Source organism: Rahnella sp. RFA10(1/100) (assembly GCF_004195115.1).
Classification (GTDB): Bacteria; Pseudomonadota; Gammaproteobacteria; order Enterobacterales; family Enterobacteriaceae; genus Rahnella; species Rahnella perminowiae.
This window is the reverse complement of record NZ_SEWR01000004.1, coordinates 202,133-217,419: the sequence shown is the minus strand read 5'-3', so window position 1 is coordinate 217,419 and position 15,287 is coordinate 202,133. Positions and strand designations below refer to the sequence as shown.

11 protein-coding genes are annotated in these 15,287 nt (G+C 50.5%); all 11 read left to right on the top strand.

The window, feature by feature from the left end:
- Window positions 1-13: 13 nt before the first annotated feature.
- The 11 genes from vgrG (at window position 14) to ETV65_RS14390 (ending at window position 15,056) form a co-directional block, all read left to right on the top strand.
- Entirely contained in the window at window positions 14-2,752 is a 2,739-nt protein-coding gene (gene vgrG, locus ETV65_RS14440) for a type VI secretion system tip protein VgrG (protein ID WP_129953740.1), read from the top strand.
- Entirely contained in the window at window positions 2,752-4,641 is a 1,890-nt protein-coding gene (locus tag ETV65_RS14435; RefSeq protein WP_129953512.1) for a phospholipase D-like domain-containing protein, read from the top strand. Before vgrG ends, ETV65_RS14435 begins: the two co-directional genes overlap by 1 nt.
- Entirely contained in the window at window positions 4,641-5,924 is a 1,284-nt protein-coding gene (locus ETV65_RS14430) for a DUF6396 domain-containing protein (RefSeq protein WP_129953511.1), read from the top strand. The genes ETV65_RS14435 and ETV65_RS14430 overlap by 1 nt, the downstream gene beginning before the upstream one ends.
- 180 nt (window positions 5,925-6,104) lie before the next feature.
- Entirely contained in the window at window positions 6,105-7,925 is a 1,821-nt protein-coding gene (locus ETV65_RS14425) for a phospholipase D-like domain-containing protein (RefSeq protein ID WP_129953510.1), read from the top strand.
- On the top strand, window positions 7,925-9,214 hold the full coding sequence (locus ETV65_RS14420) for a DUF6396 domain-containing protein (RefSeq protein WP_129953509.1): 1,290 nt from the start codon (window positions 7,925-7,927) through the stop codon (window positions 9,212-9,214). The genes ETV65_RS14425 and ETV65_RS14420 overlap by 1 nt, the downstream gene beginning before the upstream one ends.
- Before the next feature lie 59 nt (window positions 9,215-9,273).
- Window positions 9,274-9,456 carry a hypothetical protein gene (locus tag ETV65_RS14415; RefSeq protein ID WP_129953508.1) on the top strand — a complete coding sequence of 61 codons (183 nt, stop codon included), beginning with the start codon at window positions 9,274-9,276 and terminating at the stop codon, window positions 9,454-9,456.
- Window positions 9,457-9,905: 449 nt separating this feature from the next.
- Window positions 9,906-11,669, top strand: a complete 1,764-nt coding sequence (gene tssF / locus ETV65_RS14410; RefSeq protein WP_129953507.1) for a type VI secretion system baseplate subunit TssF — start codon at window positions 9,906-9,908, stop codon at window positions 11,667-11,669.
- Window positions 11,633-12,730 (top strand): type VI secretion system baseplate subunit TssG, encoded by a 1,098-nt coding sequence (tssG, locus tag ETV65_RS14405; protein WP_129953506.1) that lies wholly within the window; start codon window positions 11,633-11,635, stop codon window positions 12,728-12,730. The genes tssF and tssG overlap by 37 nt, the downstream gene beginning before the upstream one ends.
- Before the next feature lie 19 nt (window positions 12,731-12,749).
- The gene (tssJ, locus tag ETV65_RS14400; RefSeq protein WP_129953739.1) at window positions 12,750-13,247 is read left to right on the top strand and encodes a type VI secretion system lipoprotein TssJ; all 498 of its coding nucleotides are present in this window, start codon (window positions 12,750-12,752) and stop codon (window positions 13,245-13,247) included.
- A gap of 1 nt (window position 13,248) precedes the next feature.
- Window positions 13,249-13,677 carry a type VI secretion system baseplate subunit TssE gene (gene tssE / locus ETV65_RS14395; protein WP_129953505.1) on the top strand — a complete coding sequence of 143 codons (429 nt, stop codon included), beginning with the start codon at window positions 13,249-13,251 and terminating at the stop codon, window positions 13,675-13,677.
- An 11-nt stretch (window positions 13,678-13,688) separates the two neighbouring features.
- A complete protein-coding gene (locus ETV65_RS14390; protein WP_129953504.1) occupies window positions 13,689-15,056 on the top strand; it encodes a VasL domain-containing protein in 1,368 nt (455 codons plus the stop codon).
- The last annotated feature ends 231 nt before the right edge of the window (window positions 15,057-15,287 follow it).

Here is a 15,287-nt window from a genome sequence, read left to right as displayed (position 1 = left end):
AGATACCCGCATGATGGATATTGCACAAAACCTGCTGTCGCTCTCGAAAACCACCCTGAACCGTTATCGCCTGACAGTACCTTCCTGTCAGGCCTTGCTGGATATGGAGAGTTTCACCGGCAACGAAGGCATGAGCCAGCTTTATCGCTACACCCTCACCTTTACCAGTACGGAAAAAGATATCGATCCCCGCCAGCTACTCCGCCAGCCGGCGACGTTCACCATGGGCACAGGTCCGCTGGAAAGCCTGTCTGCACAAAAAATCGTACATGGTGTGATCACGGATTTTAGCCGGATATCAGGCTCAGCGGATCAGGTGCAATATCAGGTAACGCTTGAGCCCTTTCTGGCACTGCTTGCAAATCAGTTTCGTACACACCGCTTCTTTGTGAACAAATCCGTTCCTGACGTTATTGAACAGGTGCTGACCGAACACGGCCTCAAAGGCTGGGAGTATGAATTTTCGCTGAAACAGGTATACCCGAAGCGCGAACAGATAAACCAGTTTCAGGAAAGCGATCTGGCCTTTATCGAGCGCCTGCTTTCTGAACTGGGGATATTTTATTTCTTCACCCTGCAACCTGATGCGCAGACTGAAATCATCCACTTTGCCGATAAGCAAAGTGCTTACTATTTCGGTAAAACTCTGCCGCTGAACAGTCCGTCCGGGATGAGCGACAGCGGTGCGGACTCCGTCTGGGGCGTAAATATTCAGCACAGCGTAGTTCAGGCATCCGTCACCAGTAAAGATTACAACTACCGTGAGGCGCAGCGGGTTTTACAGTCTGCCAGAGCAGACATGACCCGCGGAGCGGGCGAAAGCATCACTTACGGAGAGGTGTATCACTACAAACCGCGCCATCCGGAAACGGGCGACAAAACCGACCCTGCGGCTGAAACCGCCAATTTTATGGCACGCCTCGACCACGAACGCTTTTTGTCACAACAAACAATCCTTTCCTTTTTTAGTAACGATGCCACATTGCAACCCGCGCAGGTGCTGACGATTACCGACAGTGCGATCCCTTCAACGCTGCCGGAATTGCTGTCATCCGCGGTCGTATTGATCCACACCCACTTCAGCGGCAGCCGGCAGAATGCCCTGAAAGTCAGGCTCAACGCGGTACCTTACAATGAAACCCTGTGCTGGCGCCCTGCTCTGCTGCTCCGTCCCGTGGTCAGCGGCACCCTGATGGCGCGTGTCACCAGCGCCAAAGCCAATGATATTTATGCCTGGCAGGATACATCAGGGCTGTATCGGGTCAGATTCGATGCCGACCAGGATGGTAAAGCGCAGGGTCAGGAAAGTATGCCGGTGCGCTTCGCCAGACCTTATGGCGGTGACGAGTATGGTATCCACTTCCCGCTGATACAGGGCACGGAAGTGGCGATTGCCTTCCACGACGGCGATCCGGACAGGCCGTATATCGCGCATGCGTTGCATGACTCACGCCACACCGACCACGTCACGGAGCACAACAACACCCGTAACGTCATCCGAACGCCAGCCAACAATAAGCTGCGGATGGAAGACAAACGTGGCGAAGAACATATCAAGCTCAGCACGGAATACGGCAGCAAGACACAGCTCAACCTCGGGCATAGCGTCGATGCCAGCCGTGCGCTGCGCGGTGAAGGCTTCGAACTGCGCACCGATGAATGGGGCGCAATTCGGGCCGGAAAAGGGATATTCATCAGCGCCGATGAACAACCTGCTGCAAGTGGTAAACAACTGGAGATGGACGAAGCCATTGTCCAGCTTGAACAGGCGCTGACGCTGGCACGCAGTCTGGCGAAGATGGCGGAAATCGCCAAAGCCACACCGGGCGATACCGGGAGCCAGAAAGCGCTCAATGCTTCACTGGTAAAGCTGAAAGCCGCGGGCATCCTGATGTCCGCACCACATGGCATTGGTATCGTCAGCCCGTCTGCGGTGCGCCTTGCCTCCGGCAGCCAAAGCGTCGGAATTATGTCGGGTAGCAATACCGACATCAGCAGCGGCAAATCCTTTACCGCCGCCGCAGGCGAAAGCATCAGTTTGTTTGCTCAAAAATCCGGCATAAAGCTCTTCGCCGGAAAAGGGAAAGTCGACATTCAGGCACAGGGTGACGAATTATCGGCGCTGGCCAAAAACGACATCACCGTGACCAGCACGGAAAGCACCGTCACTATCACCGCCGCCAGAGAGCTGATCCTGACCTGCGGCGGCGGCTACATCAAACTCGGTGACGGCAACATTGAAATCGCCGATCCGCAAAACATCCTGTTTAAATCGACCAACTGGCAAAAGATGGGACCGGCAAGTTTGAATAAACTCTTTCCCCGCTTCCCGAGTGCTGACACTGAAATGCCATCAGATAAAGAAGAGGCCGAAATTCCTCCGCAGACTTTGCGAATTAACGTACCGCAGGCACCTAATGCTCTGGATACCAGCTGGGCAGGCATGCCGTACACGCTGTATGCCGATGATACAGAAGTGAAAAAAGGCGTGCTGGATAAAAGCGGAAAAGTCGACATCGAGCACAAGCCGCAAACCCAAAGTTACCGGCTGGAAATGGCGAATGGCATTCACTATCAGATCCCGGTAGTGAGTGCTTATCGCAATCAGGAACAAGGCGAACTGGCGAACCGGGGTTTTCATCATCATACCTCTCAGCCTGACGCTGATATTAACCCGCCAGCCTCACACACCGAGCACCGCAATCTTTATAAAGAACTCCTGGATGGCGCCGGTGATAAGGAAGAGTACTGATGAGTCAAAATGATATTGTTTCTCCCGTCTCTGTTGTTGATACCAATCAGTGCACCATCATTCCGCCCTGGTTTGTGGAAGGCACTGAATTCCCGCCTGCTCCCGCGACCTATAAGCCTTTGGTCAACGGCGAAGAAGCTTTCCGCGCAGTGCATGAAGCCATCGCCAATGCCAAGAAGACCGTCGATATCATCTGCTGGGGATTTCAACCATCCATGTATTTTATTCGGGATGGTCAGGCACCTTGTATTGGTGAGTTACTCAACCAAATAGCACTTAAAAATAAGGTGCAGGTTCGTGTCCTTGGCTGGGAAATGCCTTTTAATTCAGCTGGAGTTGCTGGCGAAGCGAATTTACCTAATAAAGGTCCTATCAGCATTAAGGCACGAGCAGGACAAACCTCAACTGTGGAACAATACGCTTATGATGGCGAATGGTTTAGACAACACTCATACGAAAGCAAACTCCAAGCGGTAAGTGCGGCGGGAATGAATGTTGGCTTTACTAAAGTTAAGCATGATAAAGACAATATTAACAAAATTCTTACTGAAACTCCGGTATTCGCCGGTCGTGGATTCAATCCGAAAGATCGTGCAGAACTGGCCTACAGATCAACATATCAAAGCATTGATAAGAATCTGAGCGCTTACACAGTGCTGACAATGGCAGGCACGGTAACTCACCATCAAAAAACTGTGCTGATTGACTTTGAATTACCTGAGCATGCCATCGGTTTCGTTATGGGGCATAACATGCTTGACGAATATTGGGACACGGACTCTCACACTTCCATGAATCGTCTTGCCAAAGATAAAGTTGGACCTAACACAGGACCACGCGGAGATCTGCCAAGACAAGATATATCCAGTCAGGTAACCGGGCCAATTCTGGAACATTTGCATAAAAACTTTGCCACCGCGTGGCTGAGGGAAACGGGACAAGATTTACTCATTATGCGTAATGCTAGAGAAGTCGCTAAAAAGCTTCAACAGCGTTCAGAATTTGGCACTCCGATCATGGCGCAACTTTTGCGCACTCAGGCGCAGGAAGGCAAACGAGATATAGAAAAACTCTATTTGAAAACAGTTAATAATGCGACGCAGTTTATATATATAGAGAATCAATATTTTCGCTGGCCTCCATTAGCAGAAGCCATCAAAAAAGCAGCAGAAGTTCAAAGCAAAGCGGGCAGGGATCCCGGTGAACAGGGTTCATTACATTTATTCGTTGTCACCAACGTTACTGATCAGGGTATTGGTGCTGGCACGGTGAATACCCAACGCATGTTGGAAGTTCTCGGCCGCGCCGACACAATTCCGAATGTGACAAAATTGACCAGGATTGGCAAAGCCAGCGAAGAAGTTTTCACCACGGCGCCTGCTATATATCTCGATCCTGCCGATGCGAATAAAAGGTATCAGGACTTGCTAAGAAAAACAGCAGAATTTGAAAAACAGGCTCAGGAAATTCAGGACAGCACAATTAAACCTGAAACGGTTCCCGGTCTGAAAGTTCATATTTGCTCACTGGTAGCGAAAGATTCACCTGCAGAGAAATGGATGCCTGTTTATATTCACTCCAAGCTCATGATCATAAATGATGTTTTCACTACTCATGGCTCCGCCAATATCAACACCCGCAGTATGCAAGTAGACAGCGAAATGAATATTGCTCATGAGATGAAAAGCGTGACAAAAGCGCTACGACAAAAGCTTTGGAACCTGCATACGAATAAGCAAGGTGCGCAGGATGATCCTGACAAAGCATTTGAAGCTTGGGAAAAACTTCTTGATAGAAATAAAAAGCTTCAGGATACAGGGGTAGATAATCCTGCAGCGCCATTGATAAAGTTTCGCTACAACGAGTCTACTCTGAAGGATCTGGACTAATGCGCAGATTATTATTGTTATCTTGTCTTCTTTTAACGGCCTGTGACGGCGGTAAAAACACGACTTCTGTAAAAAAGGATTTTGCTATGGACCCGCTCACTAACGTTAATGCCAAACTGGCCTTTACCTGCAAACTCGAAGCTATCCCCGACGCTCCCGCTGAACCCGATATATTGTATAAATACGCCCGCTGGTTACAGGTCAACAACCAGCTTAAACAAGATAAAACAGTGGATGTGGAAACCGAGCGGCTTTACCGGATTGCAGCAGCCAATGGTCACTATAAAGCTAGCATCAACCTACAAAACAGCGCGATGCGTGGACAGTTTTCACTAAATAGTGATGAGCAGCTGCGCATGAGCCAACAATTGATCGATGCCAAGATAGCGACTGGTTACTATTTTATTGCTATTTATCTTGAACGAGGCGCTGCAGGGCTACAGCAAGATCCTGAAATGGCATTGCGTTACTACCGCAAAGCTGCCGATGAGGGGAATCAACAAGCCCAAGCTTATGTTGGTGACAAATTATCTCCGGCACAAATGGCACCGGATGTATCCAGACAAATGCTCCATTGTGCCGCCGAACAGGGAGATGGTGGAGCGGCTAATGACCTAGGTAATGCACTGGCAGTAAAAGGTCTTTATCAAGAGGCTGTCAAGGCATTCCAGTTAGGGGTGATGGCTGGTGATTCAACATCTGCCAGCTTTTTAGAAAGTGGATTCAATGGTCCTGAACCTTCTAATAAACTTGATTACCTAGCCTTGCCGAAAGACCCTGAGCGCGCCAGACGATATGAAGCAATCTGGAGAATTCTTGCCAACTACTCGTATGCTCAACCCACCGTCCCAGAAATCAACGATATCGTCCCCCTCCCACCGGCCCCGCTGCCTGCCTGGGATGGCAAGATAAAATGGCTGGAAGATCGCAAAGCGAACATTCCGCCGACCAAACCCAGCGAAGCCCTGATTGAGAAGCTGGCGAAAGACAAACAGCTCAACCCTGAAACCGGCAGGCCGCTGCCGACGTCACCGGATTTTGATAAAAGTGCCTCACTAAGTCTGCTGTGTAAAACCGGTGAACCTTGTCCGAAAAGCGGATACTGGCAGATTGCGTGGCTGCCGCGCGAAGGACTCAGCCAGAACGCCATTCTTGCACTCAGGGAAGGCGAGATTATGCCCACTGACCGGGTGGAGTTTTGCCGCTCACGCCCCTGGCCGCTCAGTGACCAACTGTTCCATCAGGAGCAGCACGTTGACTGGCGGTTTGTGGGTGCAGTGTAATTTCACGTAATAATCAGCGATTCAGAGCAGCAACGGATGAATTAACAGGGATGAACAAAATGACTCAACGTATTAAAGGGTATGGGTATTCACGACTGCCACAGCCACAGTCTCACACACCGAGCACCGCAGTCTTTATAAAGAACTCCTGGATGGCGCCGGTGATAAGGAAGAGTACTGATGAGTCAAAATGATATTGTTTCTCCCGTCTCTGTTGTTGATACCAGTCAGTGCACCATCATTCCGCCCTGGTTTGTGGAAGGCACTGAATTCCCGCCTGCTCCCGCAACCTACAAGCCTTTGGTCAACGGCGAAGAAGCTTTCCGCGCGGTTCATGAAGCCATCGCCAATGCCAAGAAGACCGTCGATATCATCTGCTGGGGGTTTCAACCATCCATGTATTTTATTCGGGATGGTCAGGCACCTTGTATTGGTGAGCTACTCATCAATTTGGCGCAAGAGAACAAAGTTCAGGTTCGTATTTTAGGCTGGGAGATGTTTTTAAATGCAACAGGTCTCGGCGGAGAGGCCAATTTACCCGGATATGGCCTCATCAATTTAAAAAATCGGGCCGGGCAAACTTCTTCTGATGACCAATATGCTTATGACAAAAAGTGGTTCTCGAAACACTGGTACTCAGGCGGGATGGCTGCTCAGGCACTTCGCTCTGGTAAAAATGCTGAGGATTCGTTTCCAATATTCGTCGGCCGTGGATTTGATGCCAATGAGCGCGCCGAAATCGCCTATCAGGCTTCCCGGCAGGCTCTCGATAAAAGTGTCAGCGGCGGCACAGTTTTCGCATTAACCATGGCCGCAACGCATCACCAAAAGACCGTGCTGATTGACTACGAATTACCAGAACATGCTGTCGGTTTTGTCATGGGGCATAACATGCTTGATGAATACTGGGATACTGATAAACATTCGTCTATGCACCGCCCTTCCGCCCAGGACCATTGGGAACCATACGAAGGCCCGCGCGGGTTTCTGCCCCGACAGGATATTTCCAGCCGGGTGACAGGTCCTATTCTTGAACATCTTCATGAAAATTTCGCCACCGCATGGTGTAAAGAGACCGGGGAAGACCTGATAAAGCACCGCAATGCCAAAGAAGTCGCTAAGAAACTTAAGCCGCGAACTGGTTTTGGCACCCCGCTGATGGCCCAACTCCTGCGCACTCAGGCGCAGGAAGGCAAACGGGATATCGAAAAGCTTTACCTGAAGACAGTGAATAACGCGACACAGTTTATCTATATAGAGAATCAATATTTTCGCTGGCCACCGCTCGCTGAAGCGATAAAGAATAATATTTCCGCCCAGATTAAAGCGGGCCGTGTCCCTGAAAAAGACGGCTCTTTGTATCTCTTTGTTATTACTAATGTAACGGACGAAGGCATCGGAGCCGGAACCGTCAACACACAGCGTATGCTCGAAAGCCTTGGGCGTGCAGATACCATCCCTAATGTGACAAAAGAAATGCAGGTTGAGGAGGTTAATGACCCGCGCCCGGCTTATTATGATCCGCGCGACCCGGCAGCGCAGGAAAAACTGGACGAATATGAAAAAGAAATTCAAAAAATAAGAAACAGAGAAATTTTGCAGGTCAACATTCCCGGCCTGAAGGTGCATATCTGTTCTCTTGTCGCACCCGATTCACCCGAAGGTAACTGGATGCCAGTCTATGTGCATTCCAAGCTGATGATCATCAACGATGTATTCACGACCCATGGTTCCGCCAATATCAACACCCGTAGTATGCAGGTCGACAGCGAAATGAATATTGCTCATGACTGGGCCAGCGTGACTAAAGCACTGCGGCAGCGGCTGTGGAAGTTGCATACAAATGGAATAGGAATGCAGGACGATCCTACTGATGCTTTCAGAGATTGGGGGTATCTTCTTGGTGATAATGAAGATCTTCAGGGAACAAAAAAGGATGCCCCCAAAGCGTCACTGATTAAGTTTCTTTATAGCAAAGTAACACTGAAGGATCAGGACTGATGCGCAAATTATTATTTTCATTCTGTCTATTGCTGACAGCCTGTGACCAGAGCAATGCCCTGACCGCTATAAAAGCTGTAAAAAAGGATGTTCCCATGGATTTACTTTCAAATATTAATGCCAAGCTGGCCTTTACCTGCAAACACGAAATCATTCCAGCAGCTTCTGCCGATAGCGAAATATTATTCAAATACGCCCGCTGGCTACAGAAAAATAATCTGCTGAAACAAGACAAAACGGTGGATGCTGAAACTGAACGTTTATATCGCATCGCTGCCGAGAATGGTCATTACAAAGCAAATATTAACCTGCAAAATGGTTCGTTCCGTGGGCAGTTCACTCTCACACCAGATGAGCGTTTTCGCCTTAGCCAGCAGTTGATAAACGCTAAAGTTGCCAGCGGTTACTACTTTACCGCCATCTACTTGCAGCACGGCGCAGCCGGTTTAAAGGAGGATCAGGAACTGGCTCTGCGCTACTACCGTAAAGCCGCTGATGAAGGGAATCCTCAGGCACAGGCCTATGTAGGTAAGAAACTATTCCCGGCAGATATGGCTCCTAATATTTCCCGGCAAATGTGTCGTTGTGCTGCCGAACAGGGAGAGGGGGAAGCAGCAAAAGCCCTAGGAATCAACCAAAAAAATAGAGCTCTATATCTGGAATCACTTGAGGCATTTCAGTTGGGAATTGCTGCTGGTGATGAAATATCAGCTTATGCCCTGCAAAAAGGATTTGGTGAGCCTGAATCTACAAGTATGTACTATCTTGACCAGAAAAAAGATCCTGAACGTGCCCGGCGTTATGAGAAAATTGGCGAAATGCTGGGTAATTATTCCTATGCTAACCCCAGCGTCCCTGAAATCAACGATATCGTCCCCCTTCCACCGGCCCCACTCCCTGCCTGGGATGGCAAGATAAAATGGCTGGAAGATCGCAAAGCGAACATTCCGCCGACCAAACCCAGCGAAGCCCTGATAGAGAAGCTGGCGAAAGACAAACAGCTCAACCCTGAAACCGGCAGGCCGCTGCCGACGTCACCGGATTTTGATAAAAGTGCCTCACTAAGTCTGCTGTGTAAAACCGGTGAACCTTGTCCGAAAAGCGGATACTGGCAGATTGCGTGGCTGCCGCGCGAAGGACTCAGCCAGAACGCCATTCTTGCACTCAGGGAAGGCGAGATTATGCCCACTGACCGGGTGGAGTTTTGCCGCTCACGCCCCTGGCCGCTCAGTGACCAACTGTTCCATCAGGAGCAGCACGTTGACTGGCGGTTTGTGGGTGCAGTGTAATTTCACGTAATAATCAGCGATTCAGAGCAGCAACGGATGAATTAACAGGGATGAACAAAATGACTCAACGGATTAAAGGGTATAAGTACCTCGTTATATACGCCCCAGAATCTAAATCAGAAAAAGAAATGCTTGCCACAAGGCTGAAATCAGAACTGCTTTACGGTAAGAGTTTTGCCCATAGTCACGCGGGCGACCCAATAGTGACTATTTCCTTAAAAAAGCAGGCGCATTTATTATAATAGGTAACACCCGCTATTATAACGAATTCAGATATAGTTTTATTAAACCTCTGGAGGTGGATTCACATATTTTTCATATCTTGTAACAAATGGTCGGAGAAGGTGATGTTATTTTTATTACTGAAGTTGATAGCGATTTATCTTCCTTCGCAAATAAAATCAACGCAAAATTTCCAGAAAATATGTCGACATGCTGGGCATGCAAAATGTTAAGTTTTAAAAAACTTTTTAGAAATAATTATCAACCTAAGAAAAACCTAATTAGTAAAGATTGTGGTTGGGCAATATTTAATTCAGAAATTACAATGTCTATTTTTCATGAATGCATCATAACTATGGAGCTTCATTGACCAGAATATACTGTCTCAAATGGTATTTATTGTTCTATTTGGTGCTGGTTTTTTTCACAATAATTAGCAAACATCATTGACGTTTTCACAGAGAATAAAATGAAAGACCAAACCCTGCATTATTACGACGCCGAATTACGCTATTTGCGTGATGCGGCAAAAGAGTTTGCACAAACTCATCCTGATCGCGCCGCGATGCTTGATCTCGATAAATCCGGTACACCTGATCCTTATGTTGAACGCCTGTTTGAGGGCTTTGCCTTCTCGATGGGACGGCTGCGTGAAAAAATTGATGATGACCTGCCGGAATTTACTGAAGGGCTGGTGAGCATGTTATGGCCGCACTATCTGCGTACCATACCGTCGCTTTCCATTGTGTCGCTGAGCCCGGACGTACCATTGATGAAGATGGCCGAAACAGTGCCCGCAGGTTTGGAAATCTATTCCCGCCCTGTCGGTCCTAAAAATACCGTCTGTCAGTACCGCACTACGCGCGACATGACGCTTAACCCGTTGGCCGTTTCGAAAGTGGTCATGGCGACCGAGCCGGACGGGCGTTCGGTGCTGCGAGTAAGACTAACCTGCAGCACGCAGACTGACTGGTCGCAGGTCGATTTACATCGTCTGTGTTTTTATCTGCCCGGAGAAGCTCCCGTCAGCAGTGCGCTGCATCTGGCCCTCACCCGCCGTCAGGCGGCGCTGTATATACGCCTGCCTAATCAGGCTGACCGTATCAAACTGGATGGCTGGTTCTCGCCCGGCGGATTTTCGGATGAAGATCTGTTGTGGCCAAAAGGTGAAAGTGCGTTCAGTGGCTATCAGTTGCTGCTGGAGTATTTCACCTTCCGCGAAAAATTCATGTTCGTGCATCTTAACGGACTGGAATCAGTGACCTTGCCCGCCGGGATCGCTCACTTGGATCTGGAGGTGGTTTTCAACAGTCAGTGGCAAAGCGACCTGCCTGTCACCGATGAAGCCATGGCGCTGCATTGTGTGCCGGTGATCAACCTGTTCACACTGGAAGCCGATCCGCTGATTATTAACGGAATGGAAAATGAATATCTGCTGCGGCCGCGCCGGTTACAGGACGGTCATACCGAAATTTATTCTGTCGATTCTGTAACAGGCTCACAGCGAACGTCGGACGCAACCTACGTGCCCTTCACCAGCTTCCGTCATCGCGGCGGCATGCAAAGACGCCATGCGCCGGAGCGTTATTTCCACACTCGCGTAAAACGCGGCGTGACCGGGCTGCATGATACATGGTTGATCCTCGGCGGACAGCAATGGGAAGTCGATCGCGAATTCACCCGCGAGCCCGTCTCCCTGAAAATTACCGGCACTAACGGTCAGTTGCCACGCAAAGCGTTGCAAAGCACTTTGCTTGACCGTTGTGAAGCCGTATTACAGATACCACTGAAAGTCCGAAATCTCAGCAAACCGACGCTGCCCTCCTATCCTCCGGCGGAAGATCACTTCCAGTGGCGGGTGCTCAGCCACCTGGGCTCCAGTTACCTTAATCTGATGAGCAGCGCGAAAGTGTTGCGCGGCACGCTGGAGCTTTACAACTGGCAGAGCGATGAGCTGAACAACCGCCGCCTGGATGCTATTCAGCGGGTACAACACCACCAGATCCAACGTTTTGAGAAAGGTTTTTTGCTGCGCGGCATTGATATCGAAGTCACGCTGGATGGCAACGGCTTTACCGGTGAAGGCGATATTCATCTGTTCGGGGAAATGCTCAACCGCTTCTTTGCGCTTTATGCTGATATCCATTTATTCAATCAGTTAACCCTTATCGTTCAGCCTGCCGGGAAATGTATCCGATGGAAAGAGAATCACAATCAGCGCCTGCCCGGCTGATCGAGCAACTTCAAGATAAACTGCCCTATACCCAGTTTTATCGTTTTTGTCAGTTGCTGGAACAAAGCCAGCCAGATGCCCCGGCGCTGGGCAGCCAGTGGCAGGTCAGACACGACCCGGTGCGTTTTCGACCGCATCCGGGGATGGGATTTCCGGCCAGCGAGTTTAAACGGGTGGAAATGCCGGAACATCCGCATCTTCCGCCGACTATCCGTACCACATTTATGGGGCTGTATGGTGTGGAATCACCGCTGCCAACCGCGTATATCGACGACATTACCCAGCGTCGCGACGGTTACGAAGCGGTCAGCGACTTTCTCGATATTTTCAACCACCGGCTGATCACCCAGTATTACCGAATCTGGCGCAAATACTCATATCCCGCCACTTTTACACCCGGCGGGACAGATAAAACCTCGAAATATCTGCTGAGTCTTTGCGGGCTGGGCATAGAAGGATGTGCGCAAGAGATTGCCACGCCGGCTTCCCGCTTTCTGGCGCTCACCAGTATGATGCGGCTGCCGACACGCACCAGCGAAGGCATTATCGCATTGGTTCAGTTGCTGGCACCGGATACACAGGCGCAGATACTGGCGCATGACCGCTGCATTATTCCCCTGCGCAAGCAATTGACCATGAGTGCCAGCGCGCCGGTCAGTATGAGCAGCAGCCCGGTGATGGGGCGCCAGACCGTCGATGTGAACTGTCAGGTTCTGCTGAAACTGACCACTGAAAATCCGGATGAAGCCCGTGAATGGCTTCCGGGTGGCCAGCTTTACACCGATTTGCTGGCGTTGTTGCAGGTGTATCTTGGCTCCCGGTTGCACGTCCGTTTACAACTGTCGGTGTCACGCGCGCTGCTGCCCGATGCAAAACTTTCCTGCCAGCCGGAAAAATCCGGTGTGCTGCTGGGAAGAACCGCAGTGATGCGCAGGTTAAGGATTACATCTGCGGCCCAAAATAAAACTGAAGTGATCACTATTAATCTGGGCCGCTATCAGCGCGCTCAGGAAAATCTTCATCGAAGGGAGACTGATGAATATGGCGACTATCGCTGGTAAAACCCGTTTTACATTACTGATGCTGGCAATGGTATCCACACTGGGCGGATGCGGACTGACCCAAAAAGTCAGCAACGGCACCGTCGCCATGACCAAATCCATTTTTTACAAGCAGGTGAAAACGCTGCACCTGGATATTAAGGCGCGCGACGCCATCAACAACAATACCAGCGGTGCTCCGCTCTCCACCGTAGTGCGCATCTATCAGTTAAAAGATCGCAAAGTGTTTGATGATACTGATTATCCGTCGCTTTTTGCACAAGACAGTCAGGCAATTAACGCCGATCTGCTGGCAGGAAAGGACATTCGGATCCGTCCGGGTTCGGCTGTCACTATCGACACGCCGTTGGATGAAAAAGCGCAGTATGTGGCAGTCGCAGGCATGTTCCTGTCGCCAGATATGAAGAACAATACCTGGCGTATCGTGCTGAGCCGAGACGATCTGGATCCGGATAAGGCGCGCCAGATTGAACTCAATAACCAGGGAATGAGTTTGCTGCCGCTGAAGGACAAGTGATATGTCACAACCCTCACTCTACGAAATGCTGCTCGGCAACTTTGCCGGTGGCCTCGATCTGCACAACGTCAGCGAAGAAAATCAGGTGATCCTCTCCGTGCTCGACAACATGCAGCGCATTCTCAACTGTCGCGCCGGAACGCTCAGCCATCTGCCGGATTACGGCCTGCCGGATATGAGTAAAATCCTGCACGGAATGCCCGGCACGGCACATTCACTGCTGGATGTCTTGTCAGAAACCCTGCTGAAATACGAGCCGCGCATCAAAAAGCTGCACGTGATTTTATTGCCACAATCCAGACCAGGGCATCTTGAATATGCCATTGACGCCGAGCTGAAAGAGCTTGGCTTAGTGCGTTTCGGTACGGAATTTATGCCGGAAGGCCGTGTGCTGATGCGCCATATGAAACAGCAGAATTACGTCAGTTAAGGAAAACGATTATGTCGATTGAACGCCAGCTGCGCACCGGGGGTGACCCGCGTGCGCTGGCTGATTACGCCGTTTTACGCGAAGAAATGAGCAAGTTAACCCATCCGGCACGCCCGGATGTGCACTGGCAAAAAGTGGAGCAGTTATGCCTGAACCTGTTCCAGCAAAATGGCATCGAACTGCAAACGGCGTCGTGGTACACACAGGCCAGAACGCGGTCAGCGGGTATGTCAGGATTAAATGAAGGGCTCGCGATCCTCGAGGCATTACTCTCCCGTCAGTGGACGGGATTGTGGCCGCATCCGGCTCACGCGCGGATGGAAATACTCTCGGGTCTGAGCCAGCGCCTGCAGCAGATATTGCGCAGCATGACGCTGGAATATCATGATTTATCAGCTATTTATGAGGCGGAGAAACTGATCACTGCATTGTGTGATGTTTTGCAGCGCCTTGAACTTAAACACATCAGCCAGCTGGAAGCACTGAGCAGTTTTCTGCACGGGGCTGCCGTGAGGCTGGAAAATATGCACGCGGCCAGTGATACGACAATCGTATTGCCTGCGGCGGCACCAGAGAACACAGAAAAAAAATGGGCTACGCAAGCCCGCGAGCAGTGGGTTTATGTCGCACAGACTGAGCCCGCAGAACTGCAGGAGAAAGTTGCCCCGCACGTGACGATTAAACACCCGGTTCAGTGGAAAGGTTTTCTCGCCGGCATCATGGCAACGTTGCTGGCTGGTGGCGGAGTCTGCACAGCTATCACGGCGTTTTATCATCCGCTATCCGGTGAGCAACTGATGGCGACGCTGCCGGTAATACCACAGCCCCTGAATGCCCAGACACTGGAAACAATGAAAAACCAGCAGGCTGAAATGTTGCATCGTGAAGCACCGGCGTTTCTGGCTGCCGCGCAGCAGCAAACGCGCCAGCTGGCAGCCTTGTCGCCGCACTGGGCGCAGGATACCGGGTCACATCTGGTCAGCCAGGCACTGATACTGTGGCCTGATAATCCCGCCACCGCCGCACTGGCAAAAAACTGGACACAGCAACTGAATGCCAGCGCCGTGCCGCCGGAAAGTCTCAACGGCTGGCAACAGGCGAATGCTCAGTTGCAGCAACTGGCGGACAAACTCAACGGGCTGGATGAACAACGCGGTAAATACATGACCGTTTCGCAGCTCAAATCGTCGGTATTCGCTATCCAGCAGGCGCTGAACAGTGCCCCGCCGGTTGAGGAATCACTGAGAAAACTCGCCGATATGCGGCAACAGAATACGGCTATCCCGCCACAGCTGATACTGCAACTCGACAATCAGTTTACGCAGTTACTGAACCGGTACGCCTTACTTATCGAGACCTTACCGGTAGCTGCACGGTGAAGACAGGCTGCTGATATTCAGGCCGTTTTTTTACCGGGGCCGGGCCTAACAGGTGGCGCGGAAACCAGCCCGGCCCTGACGCCCGCAGCGGCTTACCTCTTATATACCCGTCCGGTTAATTCCGGACGAAAGCATGGAGCACTGCTGTTTTTATTCATTCCGCCTTGCGGCTCAAATGTAAAAAAATGCTACAAGCATTACCTTACGGCTGCTTTTTTGGGCAAAATCGAT

Coding starts and splice junctions, on each gene's coding strand:
- tssG (WP_129953506.1), top strand. CDS start 11,633: ATGGAAAGAGAATCACAATCAGCGCCTGCCCGGCTGATCGAGCAACTT.
- ETV65_RS14435 (WP_129953512.1), top strand. CDS start 2,752: ATGAGTCAAAATGATATTGTTTCTCCCGTCTCTGTTGTTGATACCAAT.
- tssJ (WP_129953739.1), top strand. CDS start 12,750: ATGCTGGCAATGGTATCCACACTGGGCGGATGCGGACTGACCCAAAAA.
- tssE (WP_129953505.1), top strand. CDS start 13,249: ATGTCACAACCCTCACTCTACGAAATGCTGCTCGGCAACTTTGCCGGT.
- ETV65_RS14420 (WP_129953509.1), top strand. CDS start 7,925: ATGCGCAAATTATTATTTTCATTCTGTCTATTGCTGACAGCCTGTGAC.
- ETV65_RS14415 (WP_129953508.1), top strand. CDS start 9,274: ATGACTCAACGGATTAAAGGGTATAAGTACCTCGTTATATACGCCCCA.
- ETV65_RS14390 (WP_129953504.1), top strand. CDS start 13,689: ATGTCGATTGAACGCCAGCTGCGCACCGGGGGTGACCCGCGTGCGCTG.
- ETV65_RS14425 (WP_129953510.1), top strand. CDS start 6,105: ATGAGTCAAAATGATATTGTTTCTCCCGTCTCTGTTGTTGATACCAGT.
- tssF (WP_129953507.1), top strand. CDS start 9,906: ATGAAAGACCAAACCCTGCATTATTACGACGCCGAATTACGCTATTTG.
- vgrG (WP_129953740.1), top strand. CDS start 14: ATGGATATTGCACAAAACCTGCTGTCGCTCTCGAAAACCACCCTGAAC.
- ETV65_RS14430 (WP_129953511.1), top strand. CDS start 4,641: ATGCGCAGATTATTATTGTTATCTTGTCTTCTTTTAACGGCCTGTGAC.